The organism is Marinifilum breve, from assembly GCF_003202155.1.
GTDB classification, from domain to species: Bacteria; Bacteroidota; Bacteroidia; order Bacteroidales; family Marinifilaceae; genus Marinifilum; species Marinifilum breve.
Genome location: NZ_QFLI01000009.1, coordinates 1 through 25,375, shown reverse-complemented (window position 1 = coordinate 25,375; position 25,375 = coordinate 1). Strand labels below are relative to the sequence as shown.

At 36.7% G+C, this 25,375-nt stretch carries 18 protein-coding genes, 1 tRNA gene and 2 rRNA genes; 9 read left to right on the top strand and 12 right to left on the bottom strand.

Annotated features, from left to right (window positions below; genetic code table 11):
* Positions 1-31: 31 nt before the first annotated feature.
* On the bottom strand, positions 32-1,153 hold the full coding sequence (locus tag DF185_RS17375; protein WP_165836060.1) for a glutaminyl-peptide cyclotransferase: 1,122 nt from the start codon (positions 1,151-1,153) through the stop codon (positions 32-34).
* Positions 1,154-1,227: 74 nt separating this feature from the next.
* The gene (cysS, locus tag DF185_RS17370) at positions 1,228-2,703 is read right to left on the bottom strand and encodes a cysteine--tRNA ligase (protein WP_110362034.1); all 1,476 of its coding nucleotides are present in this window, start codon (positions 2,701-2,703) and stop codon (positions 1,228-1,230) included.
* Between the two features lie 439 nt (positions 2,704-3,142).
* Between cysS and rnr the strand changes: the two genes are divergently transcribed.
* Both rnr and DF185_RS17360 read left to right on the top strand, forming a co-directional pair.
* The gene (rnr, locus tag DF185_RS17365; RefSeq protein ID WP_110362033.1) at positions 3,143-5,296 is read left to right on the top strand and encodes a ribonuclease R; all 2,154 of its coding nucleotides are present in this window, start codon (positions 3,143-3,145) and stop codon (positions 5,294-5,296) included.
* Positions 5,297-5,449: 153 nt separating this feature from the next.
* Positions 5,450-6,802 carry a sigma-54-dependent transcriptional regulator gene (locus DF185_RS17360; protein WP_110362032.1) on the top strand — a complete coding sequence of 451 codons (1,353 nt, stop codon included), beginning with the start codon at positions 5,450-5,452 and terminating at the stop codon, positions 6,800-6,802.
* Here DF185_RS17360 and DF185_RS17355 read toward each other — a convergent pair whose 3' ends face one another.
* Positions 6,803-9,340, bottom strand: coding sequence for a hybrid sensor histidine kinase/response regulator (locus DF185_RS17355; protein ID WP_110362031.1), 2,538 nt, complete (start codon positions 9,338-9,340; stop codon positions 6,803-6,805). It lies immediately after the preceding gene.
* Between the two features lie 320 nt (positions 9,341-9,660).
* Between DF185_RS17355 and DF185_RS17350 the strand changes: the two genes are divergently transcribed.
* Together DF185_RS17350 and DF185_RS17345 are read left to right on the top strand one after the other, a co-directional pair.
* A complete protein-coding gene (locus tag DF185_RS17350; RefSeq protein ID WP_110362030.1) occupies positions 9,661-10,524 on the top strand; it encodes a Cbp1 family collagen-binding glycoprotein adhesin in 864 nt (287 codons plus the stop codon).
* Positions 10,525-10,673: 149 nt separating this feature from the next.
* Complete coding sequence (locus tag DF185_RS17345) at positions 10,674-11,060, top strand: hypothetical protein (RefSeq protein ID WP_110362029.1); 387 nt, start codon at positions 10,674-10,676, stop codon at positions 11,058-11,060.
* Positions 11,061-11,104: 44 nt separating this feature from the next.
* Here the strand turns inward: DF185_RS17345 and DF185_RS17340 are convergent, their stop codons facing one another.
* The 3 genes from DF185_RS17340 to ileS form a co-directional block, all read right to left on the bottom strand.
* Positions 11,105-11,719, bottom strand: a complete 615-nt coding sequence (locus DF185_RS17340; RefSeq protein ID WP_110362028.1) for a lipoprotein signal peptidase — start codon at positions 11,717-11,719, stop codon at positions 11,105-11,107.
* A gap of 126 nt (positions 11,720-11,845) precedes the next feature.
* A complete protein-coding gene (locus DF185_RS17335; RefSeq protein ID WP_110362027.1) occupies positions 11,846-12,220 on the bottom strand; it encodes a TraR/DksA family transcriptional regulator in 375 nt (124 codons plus the stop codon).
* Positions 12,221-12,265: 45 nt separating this feature from the next.
* Complete coding sequence (ileS, locus tag DF185_RS17330) at positions 12,266-15,706, bottom strand: isoleucine--tRNA ligase (protein WP_110362026.1); 3,441 nt, start codon at positions 15,704-15,706, stop codon at positions 12,266-12,268.
* Between the two features lie 204 nt (positions 15,707-15,910).
* Between ileS and DF185_RS17325 the strand changes: the two genes are divergently transcribed.
* Positions 15,911-16,321 carry an OsmC family protein gene (locus DF185_RS17325; protein ID WP_110362025.1) on the top strand — a complete coding sequence of 137 codons (411 nt, stop codon included), beginning with the start codon at positions 15,911-15,913 and terminating at the stop codon, positions 16,319-16,321.
* Positions 16,322-16,361: 40 nt separating this feature from the next.
* Positions 16,362-17,384: an NAD-dependent epimerase/dehydratase family protein gene (locus DF185_RS17320; protein ID WP_110362024.1), complete on the top strand. Its 1,023-nt coding sequence runs from the start codon at positions 16,362-16,364 to the stop codon at positions 17,382-17,384.
* Positions 17,385-17,467: 83 nt separating this feature from the next.
* Here DF185_RS17320 and DF185_RS23505 read toward each other — a convergent pair whose 3' ends face one another.
* From DF185_RS23505 to gldA, 3 genes are all read right to left on the bottom strand, one after another.
* On the bottom strand, positions 17,468-17,662 hold the full coding sequence (locus DF185_RS23505; protein WP_133250074.1) for a hypothetical protein: 195 nt from the start codon (positions 17,660-17,662) through the stop codon (positions 17,468-17,470).
* A 434-nt stretch (positions 17,663-18,096) separates the two neighbouring features.
* The gene (metK, locus tag DF185_RS17315; protein ID WP_110362023.1) at positions 18,097-19,353 is read right to left on the bottom strand and encodes a methionine adenosyltransferase; all 1,257 of its coding nucleotides are present in this window, start codon (positions 19,351-19,353) and stop codon (positions 18,097-18,099) included.
* A gap of 667 nt (positions 19,354-20,020) precedes the next feature.
* Positions 20,021-20,932: a gliding motility-associated ABC transporter ATP-binding subunit GldA gene (gene gldA / locus DF185_RS17310; protein WP_110362022.1), complete on the bottom strand. Its 912-nt coding sequence runs from the start codon at positions 20,930-20,932 to the stop codon at positions 20,021-20,023.
* A gap of 205 nt (positions 20,933-21,137) precedes the next feature.
* Between gldA and ispG the strand changes: the two genes are divergently transcribed.
* Both ispG and DF185_RS17300 read left to right on the top strand, forming a co-directional pair.
* Positions 21,138-23,099: a (E)-4-hydroxy-3-methylbut-2-enyl-diphosphate synthase gene (ispG, locus tag DF185_RS17305; protein WP_110362021.1), complete on the top strand. Its 1,962-nt coding sequence runs from the start codon at positions 21,138-21,140 to the stop codon at positions 23,097-23,099.
* Between the two features lie 72 nt (positions 23,100-23,171).
* Positions 23,172-23,957, top strand: a complete 786-nt coding sequence (locus DF185_RS17300; RefSeq protein WP_110362020.1) for a hypothetical protein — start codon at positions 23,172-23,174, stop codon at positions 23,955-23,957.
* Positions 23,958-23,959: 2 nt separating this feature from the next.
* Here the strand turns inward: DF185_RS17300 and DF185_RS17295 are convergent, their stop codons facing one another.
* Positions 23,960-24,589 (bottom strand): HAD family hydrolase, encoded by a 630-nt coding sequence (locus DF185_RS17295; RefSeq protein ID WP_110362019.1) that lies wholly within the window; start codon positions 24,587-24,589, stop codon positions 23,960-23,962.
* 100 nt (positions 24,590-24,689) lie between these two features.
* Here DF185_RS17295 and DF185_RS17290 point away from each other — a divergent pair.
* A tRNA-Ile gene (locus tag DF185_RS17290) sits at positions 24,690-24,763 on the top strand.
* 292 nt (positions 24,764-25,055) lie between these two features.
* On the opposite strand, the gene rrf (DF185_RS17285) is transcribed toward DF185_RS17290, so the two are convergent.
* Positions 25,056-25,166 (bottom strand): 5S ribosomal RNA (rrf, locus tag DF185_RS17285).
* 102 nt (positions 25,167-25,268) lie between these two features.
* Positions 25,269-25,375: ribosomal RNA gene (gene rrf / locus DF185_RS17280) — 5S ribosomal RNA — on the bottom strand; the annotation flags it as partial.

Below are 25,375 nucleotides of genomic sequence, written 5' to 3'. Positions count from 1 at the left end.
AGAATTACTTTCTACGCCAAGTTTATAAAACCTACTTCTTCTCAATCTTAATCTCGAATAGCTTAGGCCAGCGTTTACCGGTTACAAACATTCTTTGTGTAGCCTCATCCCAGGCAATACCGTTTAGAACATCGTCGTTTTTGTCCAGGTTAATTCTATCCTTTTTCTTTAGAATTGTTCCCAAGTGAATGCTACCTTCTACTCTACCCGTTTCAGGATTAATGATTACAATTCGCTCGGTTAACCATACATTGGCATAAATTTTACCGTTAATGTACTCCAGCTCGTTTAGGTTGGTAACAGCACCATTGTTGTCGTACACTTCAATGGTACGTTTCTTTCCATAATTGGTATCATCAAGAAGGGTAAGTACATTCGAGCCATCAGAAACTACCAATTCATTATTCATGGCGGTAATTCCCCAACCTTCGCCATTGGTAGTTTGCACTTCGAAGAAATCTATTTGTTCGAAAGTTTCAGGGTCAACCACAAATGCTTTTCGTGCATGCCAGGTTAGCTGAATAATTCTGTTTTTGCTGTAGGTAATTCCTTCTCCGAAATATTCCTGCTCCAAATTTTTAATGGAAATGGCTTCACCATTTTCAAGGCGCACTTTTCTTAAAGACGATTCGCCATGCTGGCCTGTTCCTTCGTACAAAAATCCATCATGAAAAAACAATCCTTGTGTGTAAGCGCGTCTATCGTGAGGAAATGAATTTACAATTTCGTAAGCGTAATCAGCAGGAGCTTGATTCGACTTTAAGTTGATGTAAGTGCTTACCAAACCAACTGTTCCATTTTCATGATAAGCCATCAACTTCATATTGTGCTTACCCATTTTATCCTTTGTTGGCGTCCATTTTAAATTCCAGGGTTTCGAAGTAATGGTTTTTACCAATTCGCCATCGCCCCACAATTGCAAGGAATCAATATCACCAGATTTTTTCTTCGGATGAACCAAAATTTCAATCTCTTCGCCATAAGCAAATACATCTCCTCTTTTAGGTGCTTTTAATCGCATACTATTTACAAACTCGATGGTTTTAGCAGCAGGAGCAACTTCCTTTTTCTCAGTTTCAGGTTTTGTAGCACCATTGCTACCACATCCCGATAAAATAAAAAATAGAGAAGAGAAGAGAATTTGAAATTTCATTGTTGTATTTCGTTTAGTGTTTGGTTTGATAAAAATAAAAAAACTGTCCCGATTACTCAGGACAGTTTCAATGTTTATTTTGTGATTTCCCATTCAAAACCATCTTTGGTGTCTTTCACCACGATGCCTAAATTGGTCAATTCATCTCGTATCTTATCGGCCGTAGCCCAATCTTTGTTCTTTTTGGCCTCGTTTCTGGTTTCAAGCAAAAAGGCAATTACTTTATCAAGCAATTCATTGTTGCCACCATCATCCGATCCTTCTATCTGCAAACCTAAAACATCAAATACCAAAGTATTGTATAGTGTTTTCAGGCTTTCCAAATCTTCAGCAGTAATGCTTTCTGTTCCTGCTGCCAATGAGTTAATCATTTTCACACCATCAAACAGGTGAGCGATTAATATTGGCGTGTTCAAGTCATCGTTCAATGCCTCGTAACATTTGGTTTTCAAATCAGCAACATTAATGCTCGAAGAAGCTGATGCCTGGATTTTATCTAAAGTAGCAATTGCAGCCATCATTCTGTTGAATCCTTTCTCTGCTGCTCTTAATGCATCGTTCGAGAAATCAAGCGGACTGCGATAATGTGCCTGTAACATGAAGAAACGAACGGTCATTGGGCTATAAGCCTGATCTAACACATCGTTTTCGCCCGAGAACATGTTCGAAAGTGTAATAAAGTTGCCCAAGGATTTACCCATTTTCTGACCATTAATGGTAATCATGTTGTTGTGCATCCAATATTTTACAGCTTCCTTGCCGTTTGCTCCGGTTGATTGTGCAATCTCACATTCGTGGTGAGGGAACTGTAAATCCAATCCACCTCCGTGAATATCGAACTGCTCACCCAAATACTTTTCGCCCATTGCAGTACACTCCAAGTGCCATCCTGGGAAACCATCACTCCATTTCGATGGCCAACGCATGATGTGCTCAGGTGCAGCTTTCTTCCAAAGTGCAAAGTCGAATGAGTTTTTCTTTTCACTCTGACCATCCAATTCACGAGTATTTGAGATCAACTCCTCAATCTTACGGCCTGACAATTTTCCGTACTCATGCTTTTTGCTGTAAGCTTCTACATCAAAATAGATAGAACCATTGCTTTCGTAAGCAAAACCATTGTCCAGTAATTTGTCAATCACTTCCATTTGCTCAATGATATGACCCGATGCACGTGGCTCGATACTTGGCTTGCGTACATTCAAATCGTCCATATCCTTGTGGTAACGATCGGTAAAAAATTGAACAACTTCCATTGGTTCAAGCTGCTCTAAACGAGCTTTCTTAGCAATTTTATCTTCTCCCTCATCGGCATCGTTCACCAAGTGACCAACATCAGTAATGTTACGAACGTAGCGAACTTTATACTCTAAATGAGTAAGATATCTGAAAAGTAAATCGAAAGTAATAGCAGGACGAGCATGACCTAAATGGGCATCGCCATAAACTGTAGGACCACAAACATACAAACCAACAAATGGTGCGTTAAGTGGTTCGAACAATTCTTTCTTTCGCTTTAGTGTATTATAAATGAACAACTTGTTTTCCATATCCGTAATATAATTCGAATTTTTGTTTGGGGCTGTAAAATTATAAAAAATTATGGCTCTTGTGGCTTATTCTTGCCAATATCTTTAGAATCCTGATAGATAGCTAAACCAAGTTTAAGAATTATTTTACCTAAGTTTTTGCTGAAATAGATTTGTACTTCTATCTTTGTCACAGTAATACCGCGCTTGAACATCTTGTTTGGTAGTAATTTCGACAAGATTGATAATTCCGGATTTACCTCTCTAACGGAATTTTATCAGAACTCAACAAAACGTACTACAAATTTGATTTATAGTACAATTCTGCATTTGTATTTTATGCAGATAATAAAAAAGTAAAAGAGAAGTAATGAGTTCAATACCCATTTTTAAGATTATTATCACTACATTAATAATTGGGTAAAAACTCAGAAAATCTTATGGCTAAGATTTAAAGAATATGACTAGAAAAAGAAGAAAACAATCAGGTCAAAGATATAATCGCAAAAGCTTAGAAAATCTAATTGTAGGGATTTTCAGCAACAATCCTGAGAAAACATTTAACTACAAGCAAGTTTCCAGACAACTGGAAATTAAAGAAATGGGAGTGAAACAATTGGTCGTAGGCATTCTGTATGACCTTACCGATCTTGATTTCCTTCACGAAGTTTCAACTGGAAAGTTCAAATTAAAATCAAAAATTGGTCACATCACCGGAACTGTTGATATGACCGCAAGAGGTGCAGCATTCATTGTTTCTGATGATTTGGAAGAAGATGTATTTGTATCGCAAGCCAATTTGAATCGAGCTCTTCATGGCGATGTGGTAAAAGTCTACCTATATGCCAGAAGAAAAAGCAAGCAACCTGAAGGCGAAGTGGTCGAAATCGTAAAGAGAAAGAAAACCACTTTTGTGGGAATCATCGAAATTTCGAAGAACTATGCTTTCCTGATTTCCGATAGCAGACAAATGCCTTACGATATCTTTTTACCACTTACCAAGCTAAATGGTGCACAAGATGGTGAAAAAGCAATTGTACAAATTACCGAATGGCCGAAGAAATCGAAAAACCCGGTTGGACAGGTGGTAAATGTTCTTGGTAAACCAGGTGAAAATGATACGGAAATGCATGCAATTTTGGCTGAGTACGATTTGCCTTACCAGTTTCCTGAGAAAGTAAACGAAGCAGCCGAACTAATTTCCGATAAGATTACTGAGGAAGAAATTGCTTTGCGAAGAGATTTCAGAGAAATTACCACTTTCACCATCGACCCACATGATGCCAAAGACTTTGATGATGCATTATCATTAAGAAAATTGGAAAATGGCAACTGGGAAGTGGGTGTTCACATTGCTGATGTTACCCACTATGTGAAGAAAGGAAGCATTATTGAGAAGGAAGCATTCGAAAGAGCAACTTCGGTTTATTTGGTTGACCGAGTAGTACCGATGCTACCGGAAAGACTTTCCAATGGTGTTTGTTCTCTAAGACCTAATGAGGAAAAGCTATGCTTCTCCGCGGTTTTTGAGATGAACGACAAAGCCGAAGTTTTGGATACCTGGATTGGTAGAACCGTTATCAACTCGGACAGAAGATTCACCTACGAAGAAGCTCAGCAGGTAATCGAAACAGGAGAAGGTGACTTTAAAGAAGAAGTTCTTTGCCTGGATAGATTGGCAAAAATTCTTCGTGAGAAGCGTTTCAAAAAAGGAGCCATTGACTTTGATCGATATGAAGTGAAGTTCGATATTGATGAGAAAGGAAAGCCTACTCGTGTGTTCTTTAAAGAATCGAAAGATTCGAACAAACTGATTGAAGAGTTTATGCTATTGGCGAATAAAAAAGTTGCAGAATCGGTTGGAAGAGTAACAAAAGGTATAAAAGCAAAAACTTTTATATACCGAACTCACGACCAACCAAATCCTGACAAGTTGAATTCGTTCAATCAATTCATTCGCAAGTTTGGATATGGAATCAAAACTGCCAATGCAAAGGCGATTTCAACATCGATGAACAATTTGCTGCATAGCGTAAAGGGTGAAAACATTCAGAATTTGGTAGAAACATTGGCTATCCGATCAATGGCAAAAGCTGAATACTCCACTGTGAATATTGGTCACTACGGTTTACATTTCGATCACTACTCTCACTTTACCTCTCCAATTCGTCGTTACCCGGATATGATGGCCCATCGACTATTGGAAAAATATGCGAATGGTAGCAAATCGGTAAATGCAGATAAGTACGAAGAATTCTGTCAGCATTGTAGTGAGATGGAGCAAAAGGCTGCAAATGCCGAACGTTCTTCCATCAAATACAAGCAGGTTGAATTTATGCAAGATCACTTGGGACAAGAATTCGAAGGAACCATTTCTGGTGTTACCGAATGGGGATTCTATGTAGAAATAGACGAAAACAAGTGCGAAGGAATGGTTTCTATCCGAGAGTTGGAGGATGATTTCTATGAATTCGACGAAGACAACTACTGCATTGTTGGTCGTCATCATCGCAAGATTTACCAATTGGGAGATAAGATTAACATACGTGTTGCCAAGGCCAATCTGGTTGCAAAGCAACTTGATTTTGTTCTGGCAGACAAAGCAGAATTTTAATAGGAAAGTTAATATCTTAATAAATCATAAAAGAAAGCTCGGGATTTCATACATCCGAGCTTTTTGTGTAATTTTGGTTGTAGGCCTTAATACTGATGCTACCACAAAAGCTACACTGATTAAGATCTGATAAACAAAACACTACTGTTCCGCATGAAGAGAATACTAATTATAGACGATGATGCTACCATATGCCTGATGCTTCAGGGTTTGCTTAAACGTAAAGGATTTGATGCCGACACTGTTTTCTCGGCAGGCGAAGCCATTAAAAAGCTAGAGAATGAAACTTTTGATCTGGTTTTAAGCGATTTTCGATTGCCTGATTTTGATGGTTTGGAACTTTTGCAGAAAATAAAAGCCATGCATCCATCTGTTCCTGTAATTATCATGACTTCATATGCAGATATTCGCACAGCGGTGAGTGCCATAAAAATGGGAGCATTCGAGTATGTTACCAAACCTTTAAATCCTGATGAGATTTTATTACTGATCAACTCAGCATTGGAAAAAGCTCAGGAAAAACAGGAGGCTCCTAAGAAGAAGGAAAAAAAGAAGAAATCAGCTGTTGATTTTGTTCGTGGCGAAAGTTCCAGTTCTCTTCAAATAGACCAGTACATCCGCTTGGTAGCTCCTACCGATATGTCGGTAATAATAGAAGGAGAAAGTGGAACAGGTAAAGAGATTGCAGCCAGAAGAATTCATTCAGAAAGTAACCGAAAAGGCAAAACATTTGTAGCTGTAGATTGTGGCGCACTATCAACCGATTTGGCCGGAAGTGAATTGTTTGGTCATGTAAAAGGATCGTTTACAGGAGCAATTACCGATAAGGAAGGACAGTTTGAAGCAGCAAAAGGTGGCACGCTTTTCCTGGATGAAATTGGGAACTTATCCTACGAAATTCAGGTGAAACTTTTACGTGCCTTACAGGAAAGAAAAGTTCGTAGAATTGGTAGCAACAAAGACATTGATGTTGACGTTAGAATCGTGGTGGCTACCAATGAAGACCTGGCACTTTCAGTGAATAATGGTGAGTTTAGAGAAGATTTGTATCATCGATTAAATGAATTCAAAATTACAGTTCCTGCTCTTCGAAACCGTGGAGAAGACATTATTCTGTTTGCTAACTACTTTTTGGATTTATCGAACAATGAGCTCAATAAGGAAGTTGACAAGTTCTCAGATGAAGTCTTGGAAAAATTCAGGACTTATTCCTGGCCGGGTAACCTTCGTGAACTTCGTAATGTAGTACGTCGTTCGGTACTGTTGAGTCAGGGAGATCAGGTTGAAATCATCAGCTTGCCTTCTGAAATTCTGAACGATCAACCCAAAAATGATGTTGTTATTGAAGGATCGAACTTAAAATTGATTCAGGCAGCAAACGAAAAAGAATTGATCATCTCAACTTTACGCAAAGTTAATTTCAACAAATCGAAAGCTGCTAGACTGTTAAATATCGACCGAAAAACACTTTATAATAAGATCAAACAATACGGGATTGAGGTATAATTAAGCAACAATTTCATCTGCAATTGATGAAATTACAATTTGAGAGTTCTGCTCTACCTCATCAACCAATTCATTGATATAATCCGGAGATTCAACAACTTCGGATTTTTTATGCAATAAATCTTCCAACTCCTTAAGCAATGGCGCAACGCTCACCACTTTTAACTGATTAAAAGAGCTCAACATTTTATGAGCAATAGATCCTATTTCAAGGTAATTTTTGGCTTCAGCTGCCTCGCGTAGAGCTTTTAAATTTTCCCTGGCTGAATCTATAAACTGATTTAAAATCTGTTTGATTAATTCTGGATCGTCTGAGGTAAACTGCTTAATTTGAGAAAGGTCAAACAGTGGTTCATCTTCAATTGCAGTGATATCAATATCATTAATCTTTGGCTGAAGTTCGTACTCTCCCAATAAAAGTTCGCTTATCATCGAACGCAAAAGTTCTTCATCAAACGGTTTTACCAAGCATTCAGTCATTCCTGACGCAATGTATTGTTTTAAATCAGATTCCAACACGTTTGCAGTTAGTGCCACAATTGGAATATCCTTGTAGTTATTATTCAGTTCTCGCACTTTACGACAGAGTTCAATTCCTCCCATTTTAGGCATATGGATATCGGTAAGAATCATATCGTAATGCTTCTTCTGAATCAAGTTCCAAGCTTTCTCTCCATTGTCAACAAATTCAGCTTTTAAATTCCATGTGTTAAAAATGGTTTGTAGCAATAGTAAACTGTAATCGTCATCATCGGCAATCAAGAAATGTTTGTCTTTCAGCTCTTCCGAAATCGATACTACTTGTTGCGTAACTTCCACGGCAACTGGTTTTGTAGCCTCTTTTAATGGCAAACTTAATGTAAAAGTTGACCCATTCTCCAATTCACTGTCTACAAATAAATCACCTCCCAATAAAACAGCCAATCGTCTGCTTATGGCCAATCCCAACCCAGTGCCACCATATTTTCTTGCCGAAAAAGAATCAGCCTGGCTAAAGTCTTCGAATATACTTTCTTGTTTGTCTTCAGCAATTCCAATTCCCGTATCTTCAACATCCACCTCGAACAAGTATACATCACCTTTAGAGGTTACCGATGCTTTGATCAATACTTGTCCCTGCTCTGTAAATTTTATGGCATTCGATCCTAAATTCAATAGTATTTGTTTGATGCGGAAAGGATCACTCAACAAGCGTATATCATTTTCTCCGCTATATTCAATTTCGAAATTGAGGTTTTTGCTGCTTGCATTTACCTTTAAAAGATCATATACCTCGTAAACCAAAGCCTGAGGATTAAAATTAATATTCTCAACATGCAGTTTACCCGCTTCAATTTTAGAAAGGTCAAGTATTTCATTTACCAACCCAAGCAAATGTTTGGATGAACTTTTCAAAACACTCACGAAATTCTTTTGCTTCTTTTCCAAATTGGTTTTGTTCAACTGATTGGTAAAGCCAATTATGGCATTCAAAGGGGTTCTAATTTCATGACTCATGGTTGCCAGGAAATCTTCCTTTACCTTCGCTAATTTTTCGGCTTTTCCTTTAGCTATAATTAACTCAGAACGATAATAATTACTCTTAGAGATATCGGTTAGAATAAAAATGATGAATAAAATACCCAACACAAATCCTACAATAATAATAATGGAGATTATCGAAATGGTATTACTGGCAATTTCTTTCGCCTTAGTAGATTCTTTCTGAAGTTGAGTAAACCTTTCTGATTCCAGCTGCCTCAGCAACAACTTAATTTTATCCCATATGAGTGTATTTTCTTCAACAAGGCGAAGTTCTTCACGATAAACAATCTCTCTGTTTAGCTTCTCAATTTCCTGCGCTCTTACTAACTGATTTTGCAAGTTCATCAACAAACTATCCGACTGAGGTAAATAACTAGTATCCACCTGTACTTCTGTTCGTTGTATCACAGTTTCTAAGGTATCTACCTTTTCTTTTTTACCCAATAAACGATTAAAGAAATTGTTTTTCTTGGGTTTTACCTTCTTTGCTGTTTTTACTGTATCAAGAATGGTGGTTGTGGTGGTTGTGGTTTTGATTTGTGTTTTTGCAGAATCTGTAGCCTCACTCAATTGCCTCATTGCATTTTGGGAAAGGTTCACTCGCTCTTTGGACTGCTTCAACTTCACAAACTTTTCCAACTTCTCAGCTCTTTCTTCCAACAAATAATTCATTGAATCTATCAAAACAATGGCTCTACCCGAATCGGGACTAAACTTTCTTAGCGAATCCAAATCATTCTGAATCTCAATAATATTCTCATAGAAATTAGCTAGAAACTTTTCTTCCCTGGTTAAAGAATAAACCCTGATCTTATTTTCTGCTTCTGATAAATTGGTAAGTACCCGATTCATTCTTGTAATTTCAGCATCGGGTTTAGATAGAATAGCTACTGAATCGAGTAATTTGTTGTATGCTTTGTTTGCTATAAATAATGAAGCTATAATGGCCAGGAATACTAGAATGTATCCTAGAACAACTTTTATTTTAATATTACTTCTTTTCTCTGGACTCATAGGTTCGCTTTCTTATTTACCTCAACATAGTAAAGTTAAAAAAAGATTTTTCTAAGTAAAACAGCTTGTGTAGAACAATCAAATTGTTTCCACACATGTGGAATATTTACACGAAAAGTGTGGAATAATTCCCCAATTCGTTTCCCATAATTGCTTACTTAATAAAAAATGCAAAATAAATACCATAATCAAATACACTTGATTTAATGGAACTTACAATTGACAGTTTGCTTTTTATTAAACTTTTGTCCTTTTCGGCACGATATTCACATACTAGTAGTAACATACATTGCGAAACCTAATCTCTAAAATATATTTATATGAAACGTCTAGTATTAGTATTGTTGATTTTACCATTTTTCGTGGCATGTAACCAAAAAGAGTTAAAACAGCTAAGAGAGCAGAATCAGCAACTAACATCAATGGCAAAACAAAAAGATTCTACAATTAATGATTTTATTGAGTCTTTAAATACCATTGAAGAGAATCTTGAAATAATTAAAGAAAAGGAAACAATTATATCAGTAAACTCTGAAAATCCTAATAAATCACAGAAGCAAAAGATTGCTAGCGATCTTACTTCAATCAATAACTTATTAGAGCAAAACAGAGAGAAAATTGCTGATTTAGAGAAGAAATTAAATAATAGCTGGTATCAAAACTCGAAGCTTCGCAAGCTTACCGATCGTTTAAAAACAAAATTGGAAGCCAAAGAAACTGAGATTATTGCATTAAATGATAAAGTTGCTAAACTAAACATCGAAGTTGAAAACTTAAATGGAAAGGTAACTGAATTAAACGGTACTGTTTTAGCACTTAATACCGAGAACGAAACCAAAACTCAAGAGATTGTAGAAAAAACTGCTGCTCTTAACACTGGTTATTACGTTTGTGGTACTAGCAAAGAATTAAAAGAAAAGCAGGTAATTACTAAGGATGGTGGATTCATCGGAATTGGTAAAACTGCAGTTCTTAACAAAGATTTTAAAGAAAGTGAATTTAAAAAAATTGATATCACGCAAACTACTACGATTCCTGTAAAAGGAAAGAAGATTAGTTTGGTAACAAGTCATCCAACAGGTTCTTATAAGGTTGAGGGAACCGATACGGTTGAAGGAATTACCATACTTGATCCAGCTGAATTCTGGAAATCTTCAAAGTATTTAGTAGTTGCGGTACGATAATCAATTCATGGTTGAGTTTTAAGGTTGTCCAAGAAAGGCTGTCCAGTAGGGCGGCCTTTCTTATTTTAATGAATTGCCAAGTTCATTTTGAATGTTCCTGACTTTTTGTATTTTAGTATTTAGATTTTTTCTAAATAAAAATAGCAAATATGAAAGAAGCATATCAAATTAACAAAGTATACTCGCTGATACTAATATTGGCAGGAGCATTCGGTTTTATTGCCAGGTACTACGAAATAGGAGATTGGCAATTCACAGCACTTATTCCACTATTCTTTGGTGTAATCTTATTCTTTTGTACTCCTGGAATCAGAAAAGAAAATGCAGCCATAGGTCATGTTGCAGCTCTGCTAACAAGTTTATTGGTAATTACAGCTGTTGTAATGCTCTCGAAAGGAATTTTTGGAGATGCAGGTTGGGGACGTAAACAATGGATATTCCTTGTAGTTATTCTTGGTGGAATATGGAGTTTACGAAGTCAGATTAATTATTTTAAAGCTCAGCGCAGAAGAAAAGCAGCACAAGCCAAGTCATAAAAAAAGCCCTTTAAAGGGCTTTTTCTATTTATAATATCTTCTCGTTAGTTAGTTTCTTCTTTCACGAAATAGTTTCGTTGAAACAGCAAAATGAATGCAACACCAATGGTGATGTAAGAATCGGCAATATTAAATACCGGGCGGAAGAAAACGAAGTGTTCACCTTTCCAAATTGGAAACCAATCAGGAAAATTTCCTTCTACCAATGGGAAATATAGCATATCAACAACTTTCCCGTGCAGAAAACTTGAATATCCACCTCCTTCAGGCAAAAATTGAGCAACCTGGTAATAGCTATCATTAAATACCATACCATAGAAAGCACTATCGATAATATTCCCCATAGCACCAGCAAAAATCAACGAAATAGCAATAATCAATCCCAGAGGTGCTTTTTTCTTACAAATATCAAGCAAGTACCAGCCAATTCCGCAAACTGCTATAATGCGAAACAAACTTAATAGCATTTTTCCCCATTCGCCTTCCAATTCCATTCCAAAGGCCATTCCATTGTTCTCAATAAAATAGATTTGAAACCAATCACCAAAAATGTGGTAAGATTCTCCCAACATCATATTGGTTTTGATCCAAATTTTTAGTGCCTGATCCAAGATCAGAAGTACAACAATAAATGCTACCGATTTTTTAAATAGCGACATATCTTAACTTTAAATGTTTTATTCGTTTGTTTTCAGGTTTTAAAGAAATGAAAACCTTTACTTCTAAACAAAAATGATTGGAAGAATATACTCTTCCAATCATTTTCTATATTCAAGTTGAATAGTTTACTGCTTCTTTTTAGCTTCGATACTTAAAGTTGCATGTGGTACTGCACGTAATCTTTCAGGTGAAATTAACTTTCCTGTTTCACGACAAATACCATACGTTTTATTCTCGATTCGAATCAAAGCGCCTTCCAGATGAGAAATAAACTTTGCCTGACGCTGAGCCAAACGGCCAGCTTCTTCTTTTGAAAGAACAGATGCACCTTCTTCCAACACTTTAAAAGTTGGAGATGTATCTTCAATATCATTACCTGAACTGTTAGAAATAACAGCTTTTAATGTATCGTAATCCTTCTTGGCTTTCGCAAGTTTAGAGTTAATTAATTCTTTGAATCCTTGTAACTCCTCGTCTGTATATCGCTTCTTTTCTGTCATTGCTTCTATAGTTTTATTCGTTTTCTAAAGATAACAAAAAATCGATTATTCACTAACTTTTTCAATCTTAATGAAGCTTTCTACACCTTGTTCAATCTCTACCGCCTTAGCTTCGTTTTCTGCTAATTTTTCTACCAACTCAACACTTACTGCCAATGTTTGACTTCCAATGTATTCTTTATGAGCAAGTACCGCATCATTGATAGAATCATGCATCATAATTTCAAGTTTGATTTTATCAGTAACATCAAAATCGCTATCCTTTCTTAAATTTTGAATTCTGTTGATAAATTCACGAGCTATACCTTCTTGTCTCAACTCATCGGTAATGTTTACGTCCATTGCCACAGTAAGTTTCCCTTCGTTGGCAACTAACCATCCTGGAATGTCTTCCGAAATGATTTCAACATCCTCTAAAGTAAGATCTACATTCTCTTCATTTACAGTAATCGCGTATGCTCCAGCCTTTTCAAATGCCACGATATCTTCTTGAGTCATTTGACCAATAGCAGCTGCAATTTGTTTCATGATTTTACCATGTTTAGGACCTAAAGTCTTAAAGTTTGGCTTAATCTTCTTCACTAATACTCCGGAAGTATCAGTAATGAATTCCATTTCTTTCACATTAATTTCAGAAAGAATGATATTCTTAACAGCTTCCAACTGAGGAACCATTGATTCATCCAAAATAGGAATCATGATCTTCTGAAGTGGCTGACGAACACGGATTTTCACCTTACGTCGTAATCCTAGCGACATAGAAGAAATCTTCTGAGCCATGTCCATTCTTTCCTCTAGTGCTTTGTCAATTTCTTCCTCATTGTATTTAGGGAAATCAACCAAGTGAACTGATTCTTCAGAGAAACGTCCAGTTACAGAATTCAAATCCTTAAACAACTGATCCATGTAGAATGGAGCAATTGGAGATGCAAGGACAGAAATGGTTTCCAAACATTTGTAAAGAGTCTGGTAAGCCGAAATCTTGTCTGCATCATACTCTCCACCCCAATATCTTTTACGACACAAACGAACGTACCAGTTAGATAGATTTTCGTTCACGAAATTCTGAATTGCTCTACCTGCACGAGTTGGCTCGTAAGCTTCGTAACACTCTTCAACTTCTTTAATCAATGAATTCAGAAGAGAAAGAATCCAACGATCGATCTCAGGACGCTCTTCCATCTTGATATCAGCATCTGAATAATTAAATCCATCGATGTTAGCGTAAAGCTGGAAGAATGAGTATGTATTATAAAGTGTACCGAAGAATTTACGACGAACTTCTTCAACACCACCTAAATCAAATTTCAAGTTATCCCATGGTTGAGCATTTGTAATCATGTACCAACGCAATGGGTCTGAACCGTATTTCTCGATAGTTTCGAATGGATCAACAGCATTTCCAAGACGCTTAGACATCTTGTTTCCTTTTGCATCCAATACCAAACCATTAGAAATGATATTTTCGAAAGCAACACCATCGAAACACATAGTTGCAATTGCGTGAAGTGTAAAGAACCAACCACGAGTTTGGTCAACACCCTCAGCAATAAACTGTGCAGGGAACAACTTATCGAATTCCTCTTTGTTTTCGAATGGATAATGCTGCTGTGCATATGGCATAGCACCTGAATCGAACCAAACATCAATCAAGTCTAATTCACGAACCAATTTCTTACCTGATTCAGAAACAAGGTATACTCCATCAACATACGGACGGTGCAAGTCGAATTTTTCGTAATTCGCTTTGCTGTTATCTCCTTCAACGTAATCAGCCAAAATGTTTTCAGTCATGAAACCTGCTTCGATTGATTTTTCAATCTCTGCTTTCAACTCAGCAACCGAACCAATACATTTCATTTCTGTACGATCTTCACTTACCCAAATAGGAAGTGGAGTTCCCCAGTAACGAGAACGAGAAAGGTTCCAGTCCTGTAGGTTTTCCAACCATTTTCCGAAACGACCTTCACCAGTTGATTGAGGTTTCCAGTTGATGGTTTTATTTAATTCGATCATGCGATCGCGAACATTCGTAGTTTTGATAAACCATGAATCCAATGGGTAATACAATACAGGCTTATCAGTTCTCCAACAGTGTGGGTAGTTGTGAACATGCTTTTCAACTTTAAATGCCAAGCTATCTTTTTTCAAAGAAACTGCAATATCAACATCTAAAGTAGGATCTTTCTCTGTTAAGTTTGGATCGTAAGCGTTCTTCACAAAGCGACCTGCATACTCGCCATAAGCTTCAACATTCACATAATTCTTCACAAACTCAGGATCTAAATCTTCAATCAAGAAGAATTTACCAGTACGATCAACCATTGGCTGCATCTTACCTTCCTTATCGCGAAGAATAAGTGGAGAAATGTTGGCTGCTTTTGCTACTCTATCATCATCCGCACCAAAAGTTGGAGCAATGTGTACAATACCAGTACCATCTTCAGTAGTTACGAAATCACCAAGGATTACGCGGAAAGCATCACCTTCTGGTTTTACCAATGGCATCAATTGTTCGTAACGAATTCCTTCCAAGTCGGTTCCTTTGTGCTCAGAAAGAGTTTTGAATGTCAAGCGCTTGTCTCCTGGCTTGTATTCACCCAACTCAAGTCCTTCATATTTCTTATCGAAGAAATTGTAGAACAAATCTTTTGCAAGAATCACCACACATGGAATTCCTGTATATGGATTGAAAGTGCGAACTCTTACATAGTCAACCTTAGGACCTACAGCCAAAGCAGTGTTTGAAGGAAGTGTCCATGGAGTAGTTGTCCATGCAATAAAGTATGCATCACAATCAATACCTTCGTATAAAAATTCACTCTTTTCGTCACGAGCTACTTTAAACATACCAACTGCAGTGGTATCCTTAACATCGCGGTAACAACCTGGCTGGTTCAACTCATGCGTTGACAAACCAGTACCTGCAGCAGGTGAGAATGGCTGGATAGTGTATCCTTTGTAAAGCAAATCCTTTTCGAACAATTGCTTCAACAACCACCAAAGCGTTTCGATATAACGGTTATCGTAGGTGATGTATGGATCTTCCATATTCACCCAGTAACCCATTTTAGAAGTTAAATCCTCCCACTCGCGAGTGTACTTCATTACATTGGTTCTACAAGCTTCGTTGTATTCATCAACCGAAATCTTAGTACCAATATCTTCTTTTGTAATTCCCAGTTCTTTTTCTACACCAAGTTCTACAGGAAGACCGTGTGTGTCCCAACCTGCTTTACGATTCACCTGAAAGCCCTTAAGAGTTTTGTAACGACATACAATATCCTTAAGTGCACGAGCCATAACGTGGTGAATACCTGGCATTCCGTTTGCCGAAGGAGGTCCTTCGTAGAAAACAAACGATGGATGACCTTCACGGGTCTCCAAACTCTTCTCAAAAGTCTTGTTTTCTTCCCAATCTTTTAAGATATCCTTATTGATCTGCGAAAGATCAAAATTCTTGTATTCTGGAAATTTCGTGCTCATTTATATTAATTTAATCTTGTATTTTCTAAAAAGTTTACAAATATAGAAAAAATACAAAAGCGAATGATCATATTTCCAGTATATTCAAAGAGTTAAGCGTTTTTTAATCAGCACATCCATGAATGAAAAATGACAAAGTGATGATCTTGCTTATAATTCGAAATTAATAGATATATTTAGCTTTAAATTTTAAATCAAATTACCATGACTACTATAAAATCCAAATATTTGGGTGATTTAAGAACCGAATGTGTTCACTTACAATCAGGAAATAAAATTTTTACCGATGCGCCAACTGATAACAGAGGTAAAGGAGAAGCTTTTTCACCAACCGATTTATTGGCAACTTCATTAGGCTCATGCATCATGACCATTATGGGCATTGTAGCACGCGATAATGATATTGATATTGTAGGTACAGAATTGGACATTACCAAAATCATGGCAAGTGATCCAAGAAGAGTAGCTGAAGTGATTGTAGAATTCAATTTCCCAGATAAGGAATATACCGATGAAGAGAAAAAAATTATTGAATCGGTAGCCGGAACAAGTCCTGTACCTTTGAGTGTGCATGACAATATGAAACAGACAATTAAAATGAATTGGGTGAAATAATTTTCACCCCTTTTTTTAATCTTTAAAATATCTCCAACATATGATTTTAGTTACTGGAGGAACCGGTCTTGTTGGTTCACACCTACTTTTTGATTTACTGAAAAATGGCAACAAAGTTCGTGCTTTAAAAAGATCGAGCAGTAATATCGATTTGGTTCGAAAAACCTTTTCGTTTTACTCACAAGATGCTGATCAGCTTTGCGAATCAATTGAATGGTTTAATGGAGATATGTTGGATTCCGATTCTTTGGAAGAGGCCTTGGAAGGAGTAAAGGATGTATACCATTGTGCAGCCTTGGTTTCTTTCAAAAAAGAAGACAAAAAAACACTACTTGACATCAATGTAGAAGGAACTCGAAACCTGGTAAATGCTTGCATCGACAATAATATCCGTAAGTTTTGTATGGTAAGTTCCATTGCTGCATTGGGGACTCCGGAAGAAGGCGAAGATACTGTAAACGAAACTACTCCGTGGAGTCCTGAGGATAAACGTTCGGGTTATTCGCTTAGTAAATTTCAATCGGAATTGGAAATTTGGAGAGGAATTGAGGAAGGGCTGAATGCCGTAATAGTAAATCCATCTATCATTTTGGGTCCGGGACAATGGGACAAAGGCAGCTCGCTATTATTTAGTACTGTTGCCAATGGTTTAAAGTATTTCACCAGGGGAATTACTGGCTATGTTGATGTTAGAGATGTGAGCAAAGCCATGCTTCAATTGATGGAAAGTGATATTGTGAACGAACGCTTTGTTTTAAACGGCGACGACTGTACTTATGAATTCATATTTAAGACCATCGCAAAACATATTGGGCTAGAAGGACCTACAAAATATGCCTCTCCAAAAATGACCGAAATTGGATGGCGTTTGGCGTCTTTGCAAAAGGTATTTTTGTTTAAACAGCCAAGTTTCACCAAAGAAACTGCGCGAGCTTCGCACAACATCAGAAAATATTCAAATCAAAAAATTAAAAATGCTCTAAACTTTGAGTTTATTGATATTGAAAAAAGTATAAAGGATACGGTGCAGCATTATCCATTGCAGGCTAAAGTGAAGAGTTAATGAGGTTAACCACGAGGTACACTAAGGTTTTTCACAAAGATCGCAAAGTTTGAAAATAATTCTTTGCGCCCTTTGCGTGGAAATCACTTTCCCCCCAACATTCTAATTACACTCTTTAAAGTCTCATTCTCGGCTTTTAATGCCTCTTTTTCTTCATCTTTAAAGGCATCCGAATCATTATCCATATTCATCTGATCGGCCAATATTTGAAAGAAGTTTGTATTCAAAATCCTACAAATCTGACGCAGTCGATCCACCTGTATGGTATTTCTACTCAATAAATAATAGGTTGTTGATACACTTAAACCGAGTCTACGGCCAAGTCTGGTGGTCGCATCCCATGTCTCTTCATTTCTTTTAAGATTAGCTCGTTTATAGGATACTTTTTACTCATTTTAGGCTTGATTTTAATGCTTTTAGCTGTGATTTTCTTCTAAATTTACGATACTTTATCCTAATTTTTAGTAGATATTAATGATTATTTATTGATTTTTAATGAACTAATATTGATTTATATAGGATTACTCATGATTATCATAGATAATTTAGCTTATTTCCAAAAATTCTAAATCAATATCACGAATTCATCAATCATTTTATCTAAAAAATCATCAACAATCACACTTGCAGCTTATCTTATCAAACTTATAGGCAAGAAAAAGAGCCATCTCCCAAAGGAAATGACTCTTTATTATATCATTCTATTGAAAGATTAAAGCCCGAAAGCTTCTTTTACTTTCTCAACATAGTCTAGTTTCTCCCAAGTAAACAATTCAACCTCTTTTTCGATATTTCCGAAATATGGAGATTCGAATTTCTTGGTAACTGTTCTTGGCGTACGTCCCATGTGGCCATATGCTGCCGACTCTTCGTAAATTGGATTACGCAATTTCAAACGCTGCTCAATTGCTGCCGGACGAAGATCGAAAAGTTCTTGAACCTTTTCAGCAATTTCACCATCGCTTAATTCCACGTTCGATTTTCCGTAAGTATCAACGTAAATACCTACTGGCTCAGCAACACCAATTGCATATGAAAGTTGTACCAAAATTTCATCTGAAACTCCAGCTGCAACCATATTTTTAGCAATATGACGTGAAGCATAAGCTGCAGAACGGTCTACTTTCGAAGGATCTTTTCCTGAGAAAGCACCACCACCGTGAGCACCTTTACCACCGTAAGTATCAACAATAATCTTACGACCTGTTAATCCAGTATCACCGTGAGGACCACCAATCACGAATTTACCTGTTGGATTTACGTGCAAAATGAACTCATCATCGAAAAGAGCCTGAACTCTTTCTGGCAATTGCTTAATTACACGAGGAATAAGAATGTTACGAACATCTTTCTTGATTTTTTGTAACATCAACTCATCGTTTGGACCAAAGTCATCGTGCTGAGTAGAAACTACGATCGTATGAACTCTTTCAGGAGCATCCTGATCGTTGTACTGAATGGTTACCTGAGATTTTGAATCAGGACGAAGATATGTCATCTCTCTGCCTTCGCGACGAATGGCAGCCATTTCAATCAACAAACGGTGCGACAATTCAAGCGACAATGGCATGTAATCATCGGTTTCTTTAGAAGCATAACCGAACATCATACCCTGGTCACCAGCACCTTGAGTCATTGGATCTTCACGATCTACACCACGATTGATATCATCTGATTGTTCGTGAAGTGCATTTAAAACACCACAAGATGATCCATCGAACATGTACTCGCTTTTTGTGTAACCAATACGGTTGATCACCTTACGCGCAGTTTCCTGAACATCAATGTAAGTTTTTGTTTTTACCTCACCGGCAATTACTACCTGACCAGTAGTAACCAAAGTTTCAACTGCAACTTTCGAATTAGGATCAAAAGCCAGTAATTTATCCAAAATGGCATCTGAAATCTGATCAGATACTTTGTCTGGATGTCCTTCAGAAACAGATTCTGATGTAAATAAATATCCCATAATTTTTAAAGTTTTGAGCGCATAAAAGTCTACTTAGTAACATAAGTCCCCCAGACATTACGCACTTTATAAATAAAATTTACGGGAAAGTAATTGGTTGTTGTATTAACGCAGAAAAAGGATAATAACACCATTTAGCATTTTTTTCTGTGGTTGCAAGCAGCCAAATCTTTCCACTGAATTCTCGGCAAAGGAAAACATTATTTTGGAAAGAAACAATATTATAATAGGTGTTTTTAATGCTTTTTAACAATTCGTAGTCCTGAGAAACAGGTGGTTTCAGGTGGAAAAAGAGTATAAAGTCTTAATTATAGGGGTTAAACTAAACTCTTCCTTCACCCTTTAGTCTGTCGACAGTTTGTTCACATACAATTTTTACATTAATGTATTCACGAGCTCCACTTCGTTCCGGTTCCCTTAAAGGGAAACACTCAATAATGAAATAGATTAACAGTTTGAAAGACTTGCTACACTTGATTAGAACATTCTCCTCCTTTCAGGGGAGATCCCGACAGGGAGAGGGGTGAATTTAAGCTACTAAATTACTTAGAATATTCCCGAAATCTGTATATTTCTGCAATTCCATCATCCTTCATGTTTTTTCACTTTGTGCCCTTTGTGGTTAAATCATTTAGAATCCGATCCTAAATCTCAAACAAATAACTGATTACTGATCATTGTTAACTGTTAACTGATGGAATAAGTCTTCGAGCCTTTGGGTTTGGCTCTTCATTTCAAGAAGTTCCCAATTGTTTTTCACAGCCATTTGGAATATTTCCTTACGGATATCATCAGAACTTGAGATACTGAATTTATTATCTCCCAAAGAAATTACCTCTTTAATTCCCTCATGTTGATTTAGGATATTCAAGGAAATCTCATTGGCGAATTCCACTTCAATCATCTTTGAAGACAATTCGGAACTGAGGTTTTCAATCTTTTTATCGGCAACCAAGTTTCCTTTGTTGATAATTAAAGCGCGCTCACAACAGGCTTCCACTTCCTGCATAATATGAGTTGAAAGCATAACGGTTTTCTGCTTGCCAATTTCCTGTATCAGATTTCGAATTTCAACCAATTGATTGGGATCCAAACCAGTGGTTGGTTCATCCAAAATCACCACTTTTGGATCGTGAATTAAAGCCTGTGCAATTCCTACCCTTTGTCGGTATCCTTTCGAAAGTGCACCAATCTTTTTGTTCTGTTCCAAAACAAGTCCAGTAAGGTCAATCATCTCAGCAATTCTCGACTTTTTAGCTTTTCCCAATTTATAAATGGAAGCAACATGGTCGAGATACTCTTTCACATACATTTCCAAATAAAGCGGATTATGCTCTGGCAGATATCCAATTTTCCTTCTCACCTCCAATGAATACTCCTCTATATTCAATCCATTTACTTCAACCAAACCAGATGATTGTGGAATAAAACCAGTTATAATCTTCATCATTGTTGATTTTCCCGCCCCATTGGGTCCTAAAAATCCAACAACTTCCCCCTGATTAATTTCAAAGCTAATATTGTCAAGTGCTTTTTGTTTTCCGTATAGCTTGCTTAATTCCTGAACTTTAATCGACATAAGAGATTTTTTAGTGCCTAGAGTACTTAGAGTTACAAGTACTTAAAGTTAAAGAAAATCAAACTTTAAAATCATTTAAGTACTGTAATACAAATTAAGTGTAAATTTAAATATTCTAACTCTCTTTCCATTACAATTCATAATTGATCACTCATAATTGATAATTGAAATACTTACCTTTGTTGCTCAATTCAAATCAATAACAATGAGTTTTTCACAGCATAATCATTTCTGTAAAGATCTTTTCAATTATTCTCGTCGCGAATCAAGCGAATCAAATATTGGCAATACCCCAATGGGTAGCAATAATCCTATTCGAATTCAATCGATGACCAACACCGATACCAATAATATCGAAGCTAGTGTTGAGCAAGCAATCAGAATGATAGAGTCGGGAGCAGAATATGTTCGTTTAACTACACAGGGAACAAAAGAAGCTGAGAATTTAAAATTCATAAAAGAGGAATTGGTAAAAAGAGGATATGAAACACCTTTGGTTGCCGACATTCATTTTAATCCCAAAGCCGCTACAATTGCAGCAAAATATGTTGACAAGGTTCGAATTAATCCGGGAAACTTTGTGGACAAACGTGCCGATTTCAAGAACAGCGAATACGGAGATTTAAAATATCAGGAAGATTTAGAAAAAATTCGTGAGAAATTTATTCCATTGCTTCGTATTTGCAAGGAAAACAACACGGCCCTTCGAATTGGTACCAATCATGGCTCTTTGTCAGATCGAATCATGAGTCGCTATGGCGATACTCCGCGCGGAATGGTTGAAGCCACTTTGGAATTTCTTCGCATTTGTAAAGAGCAAAACTTTACGGATGTTGCCATTTCAATAAAATCCAGCAATACGGTAATGATGGTGAAAACTGTTCGTTTGTTGGTTTGCGAAATGGAAAAAGAACACATGCATTTTCCATTGCACCTGGGTGTAACAGAAGCTGGAGAAGGAGAAGATGGAAGAATTAAATCGGCCGTTGGAACAGGCGCTTTGTTGAATGATGGAATTGGGGATACGGTTAGAATTTCTCTTACTGAAGATCCGGAAATCGAATCGCCAGTTGGAAAAAAACTGGTTGATTACGTATTGGAAAAAGAAAATCACGCACCAATTACTCAGGTTGAAAACACCGAGCTTGATTTGATAAATTTTTACAAGCGATCAACAAATTTGGTTGAAAATATAGGCAGTTCAAAAGTTCCTGTGGTTATCTGCGATTTATCGCACGAAAGATACTTGACTGCTGATTTGCCTGAAAAAGCAGGATTCAAACAAGATCAGGATACATTGGAATGGGAAAAAGGAAACTTGGCCGCCGACTTTATCTATGTAAGTGGTTACGATCCGGTTTTCACCGATTACCCAAAAGATTTGGGAATTATAGTGGATCAGGAGTGTTGGGAATATTCCGATCAGTATACCGATAAATCCTATCCTTTATTCCAGGCAGAGGAATTTCTTCACGACAATCTAACAGCTTTTGCCAGCAGCATTCATTTTGTAGAATGTGAATACGAAGATCTAAGTGAGGAATTTATCTCCAAAGTAAAAGAGAATAACAAGATTGTTTTGGTTTGTAAATCGAATCACCAAAATGCCTTTGCCGAACAACGAGCTTTTGTTTTCAAATTGGTTCAAGCAAAATGCAAGGCGCCAGTAATTTTTAAACGTGAATTTACCGATGCAAATCTGGAAGATCTTCACTTAAAATCATCTGCTGATTTAGGTTCTTTGTTTTTCGATGGTTTGGGCAATGGCATCAGCATTGTGAACCGGGGAAATCTTCCTCAAAACGAAGTATTATCAACCGAATTTGGGATTTTGCAAGCAGCTCGAGTAAGAACTACCAAAACAGAGTTTGTATCCTGTCCAGGCTGTGGAAGAACTCTATTCCAATTGCAAGAAGTAGTTGCTGAAGTGAAAAAGGCATTTTCTCACCTTACGCATTTAAAAATTGGAGTAATGGGCTGTATTGTGAATGGTCCTGGTGAAATGGGGGATGTTGATTACGGCTATGTAGGAGCAGGGCCTGGAAAAGTATCATTGTATAAAGGTCATGATGTTTTAATAAAGAACATCCCAAGTGAAACTGCTATTGAAGAATTAAAGAACATCATTAAAAATAATGGCGATTGGATTGACGATAATATCAATTAACTTGATTAATGTTTTTTTTTAATACACATTGTTTTATATCTTGCAGATAGATGTAACCACTAATCTATCAGTGTGAAGAAGAATCTTTTATTCATATTTTTCATTTTTCTGACTTCATTCGCTTATGCCGATAAACTAGAGCTAAGTGGAATTTATCTTGGGAAAAATGTATATGTAATGAATCCATTTTCAGATTCAGGGGTGGGATATTGCGTTTATCAGGTTACGGTAAACGGTCAAACCTCTTCTGATGAAATAGGTAGTAGTGCATTCGAAATAGATCTTTCTCAATTTGGCTTTGATATAGGGGAAAAGGTGAACATCGTTCTACATTATAAAGGTGGATGTTTGCCACGTATTACAAATCCGGAAGCTATAAAACCAAAATCGACATTTGAAATTCAGACTGCCGAAGTTGATAAAAATGGCATTTTACATTGGACTACTAGAGAAGAAAGTGGTTCAATACCTTTTGTTGTTCAACAATACAGATGGAACAAATGGATCATTGTGGGCGAAGTTGAAGGTAACGGATTACCAACCATCAACAAGTACAAGTTAAACGTAAGAACTCATACCGGAAAAAATATTTTTAGATTATCTCAAACCGATTATACCGGAAATGCTAATTATTCTCCAAGAATAACCCATGAGTCGCAAAAGCCAAAAGTTGAATTTGGACCAGAAAAAGTAAAAGATGAACTTTTATTTACCTCCGAAACCCTTTACGAGATTTATGACCAATATGGAAATATCATTTTTAAAGGTTTCGGAAATAAAGTGAATCTTGAAAATCTTCAATCAGGTTTATATTACATCAACTACGACAACACCATGGGAAGTTTTCGAAAGAAGTAATTCTATTCTGAGAACAGATCCAATACCGTTTCTCCTTCCTCAATTTTTAAATGATGTGCAATCATACCAACTGATCTTGCAGCTTCGGCATTTGCAAGCATATCATCAACAAATAAAGTTTCGCTTGCTTTTAAGCCTTCCGCATTCAAAACCTCTGTATATATTTTCTGATCCGGCTTTCTTAAGCCCATATTGTGCGAGTAATAATCCTTTTCGAAAAAATCTGATAAGCAAACTCCATGTACATCCTGAATCATGCTCATATAAGCTTCCCAGTGGATGATATTAGTATTGCTAAGTAGAAATACCCTATGATTCTTTTTTAGACGATTTAAAAGCTCTAAACGCTCAAAAGGCAAATCCAATAGCATCGAATTCCAAGCCGTGTCTATGTCAGCATCAGTAACACCATTCGAAATAAACTTTCTGATTTGAGTTCTAAATTCATCTGGCGAGACAATTCCTTTTTCCAAATTATCAAACAATCCATTCTCCGAATATTCTCTTTTAATCAATTCCACATCATGTAAACCAATCTGCTTAAAACTGTTAACCGCTTTTTGTGGATCGATATTTAATAGCACTCCTCCAAAGTCGAAGATAATATTGGGTATTGAATCGTATTTTTGCATAATTTTTTTCCTTCAATTATTGAATTATTCGATACAAATATGTAATATTGCACACCGAAAACAAAGATAAAACATTGCTTTTATTTTATAAGTTATTCGAGGGCCTATAGCTCAGCTGGTTAGAGCACCTGACTCATAATCAGGGGGTCCCTGGTTCAAGCCCAGGTGGGCCCACCCTCTGAATCAAGCAGTTACAACGATGTTGTAGCTGCTTTTTTTGTTTGCATTTATTACTATTGGCTTTGTCAGGTTACTCTCTCTTCCAAAAATACATATCAAAAGTGGTTATACAATTAATGATCCATCCATATTCCCAAAGGAATGTGATATACTATTAAGGAAAATATGTCTTATACAAGTCGTCAATAAATCGCAATTCTTTTTCTCCAACAATTGACTACCTATAAAAAGAAAATCAAATACATAAAAAAAGGACAGCAAATCCAAAGACTTGCTATCCTTTAAAGGTCGGCATCGACCTACTCTCCCACATCTCTGCAGTACCATCGGCGCTAACAAGCTTAACTTCTCTGTTCGGAATGGGAAGAGGTGGAACCTTGTTGCAATAAACACCTAAAATCGTTTTGCCTTAATCAAACTGATTAAAACCGTATATCTTATTTGTAAAAGTATTCTATAAAAAAAGAGTCTCACTCCAATTGGAATAAGACTCTTTAAAGGTTGGCGTCGACCTACTCTCCCACATCTCTGCAGTACCATCGGCGCTAACGGGCTTAACTTCTCTGTTCGGAATGGGAAGAGGTGGAACCCCGTCGCTATAAACAC

Coding starts and splice junctions, on each gene's coding strand:
- DF185_RS17375 (WP_165836060.1), bottom strand. CDS start 1,153: ATGAAATTTCAAATTCTCTTCTCTTCTCTATTTTTTATTTTATCGGGA.
- cysS (WP_110362034.1), bottom strand. CDS start 2,703: ATGGAAAACAAGTTGTTCATTTATAATACACTAAAGCGAAAGAAAGAA.
- rnr (WP_110362033.1), top strand. CDS start 3,143: ATGACTAGAAAAAGAAGAAAACAATCAGGTCAAAGATATAATCGCAAA.
- DF185_RS17360 (WP_110362032.1), top strand. CDS start 5,450: ATGAAGAGAATACTAATTATAGACGATGATGCTACCATATGCCTGATG.
- DF185_RS17355 (WP_110362031.1), bottom strand. CDS start 9,340: ATGAGTCCAGAGAAAAGAAGTAATATTAAAATAAAAGTTGTTCTAGGA.
- DF185_RS17350 (WP_110362030.1), top strand. CDS start 9,661: ATGAAACGTCTAGTATTAGTATTGTTGATTTTACCATTTTTCGTGGCA.
- DF185_RS17345 (WP_110362029.1), top strand. CDS start 10,674: ATGAAAGAAGCATATCAAATTAACAAAGTATACTCGCTGATACTAATA.
- DF185_RS17340 (WP_110362028.1), bottom strand. CDS start 11,719: ATGTCGCTATTTAAAAAATCGGTAGCATTTATTGTTGTACTTCTGATC.
- DF185_RS17335 (WP_110362027.1), bottom strand. CDS start 12,220: ATGACAGAAAAGAAGCGATATACAGACGAGGAGTTACAAGGATTCAAA.
- ileS (WP_110362026.1), bottom strand. CDS start 15,706: ATGAGCACGAAATTTCCAGAATACAAGAATTTTGATCTTTCGCAGATC.
- DF185_RS17325 (WP_110362025.1), top strand. CDS start 15,911: ATGACTACTATAAAATCCAAATATTTGGGTGATTTAAGAACCGAATGT.
- DF185_RS17320 (WP_110362024.1), top strand. CDS start 16,362: ATGATTTTAGTTACTGGAGGAACCGGTCTTGTTGGTTCACACCTACTT.
- metK (WP_110362023.1), bottom strand. CDS start 19,353: ATGGGATATTTATTTACATCAGAATCTGTTTCTGAAGGACATCCAGAC.
- gldA (WP_110362022.1), bottom strand. CDS start 20,932: ATGTCGATTAAAGTTCAGGAATTAAGCAAGCTATACGGAAAACAAAAA.
- ispG (WP_110362021.1), top strand. CDS start 21,138: ATGAGTTTTTCACAGCATAATCATTTCTGTAAAGATCTTTTCAATTAT.
- DF185_RS17295 (WP_110362019.1), bottom strand. CDS start 24,589: ATGCAAAAATACGATTCAATACCCAATATTATCTTCGACTTTGGAGGA.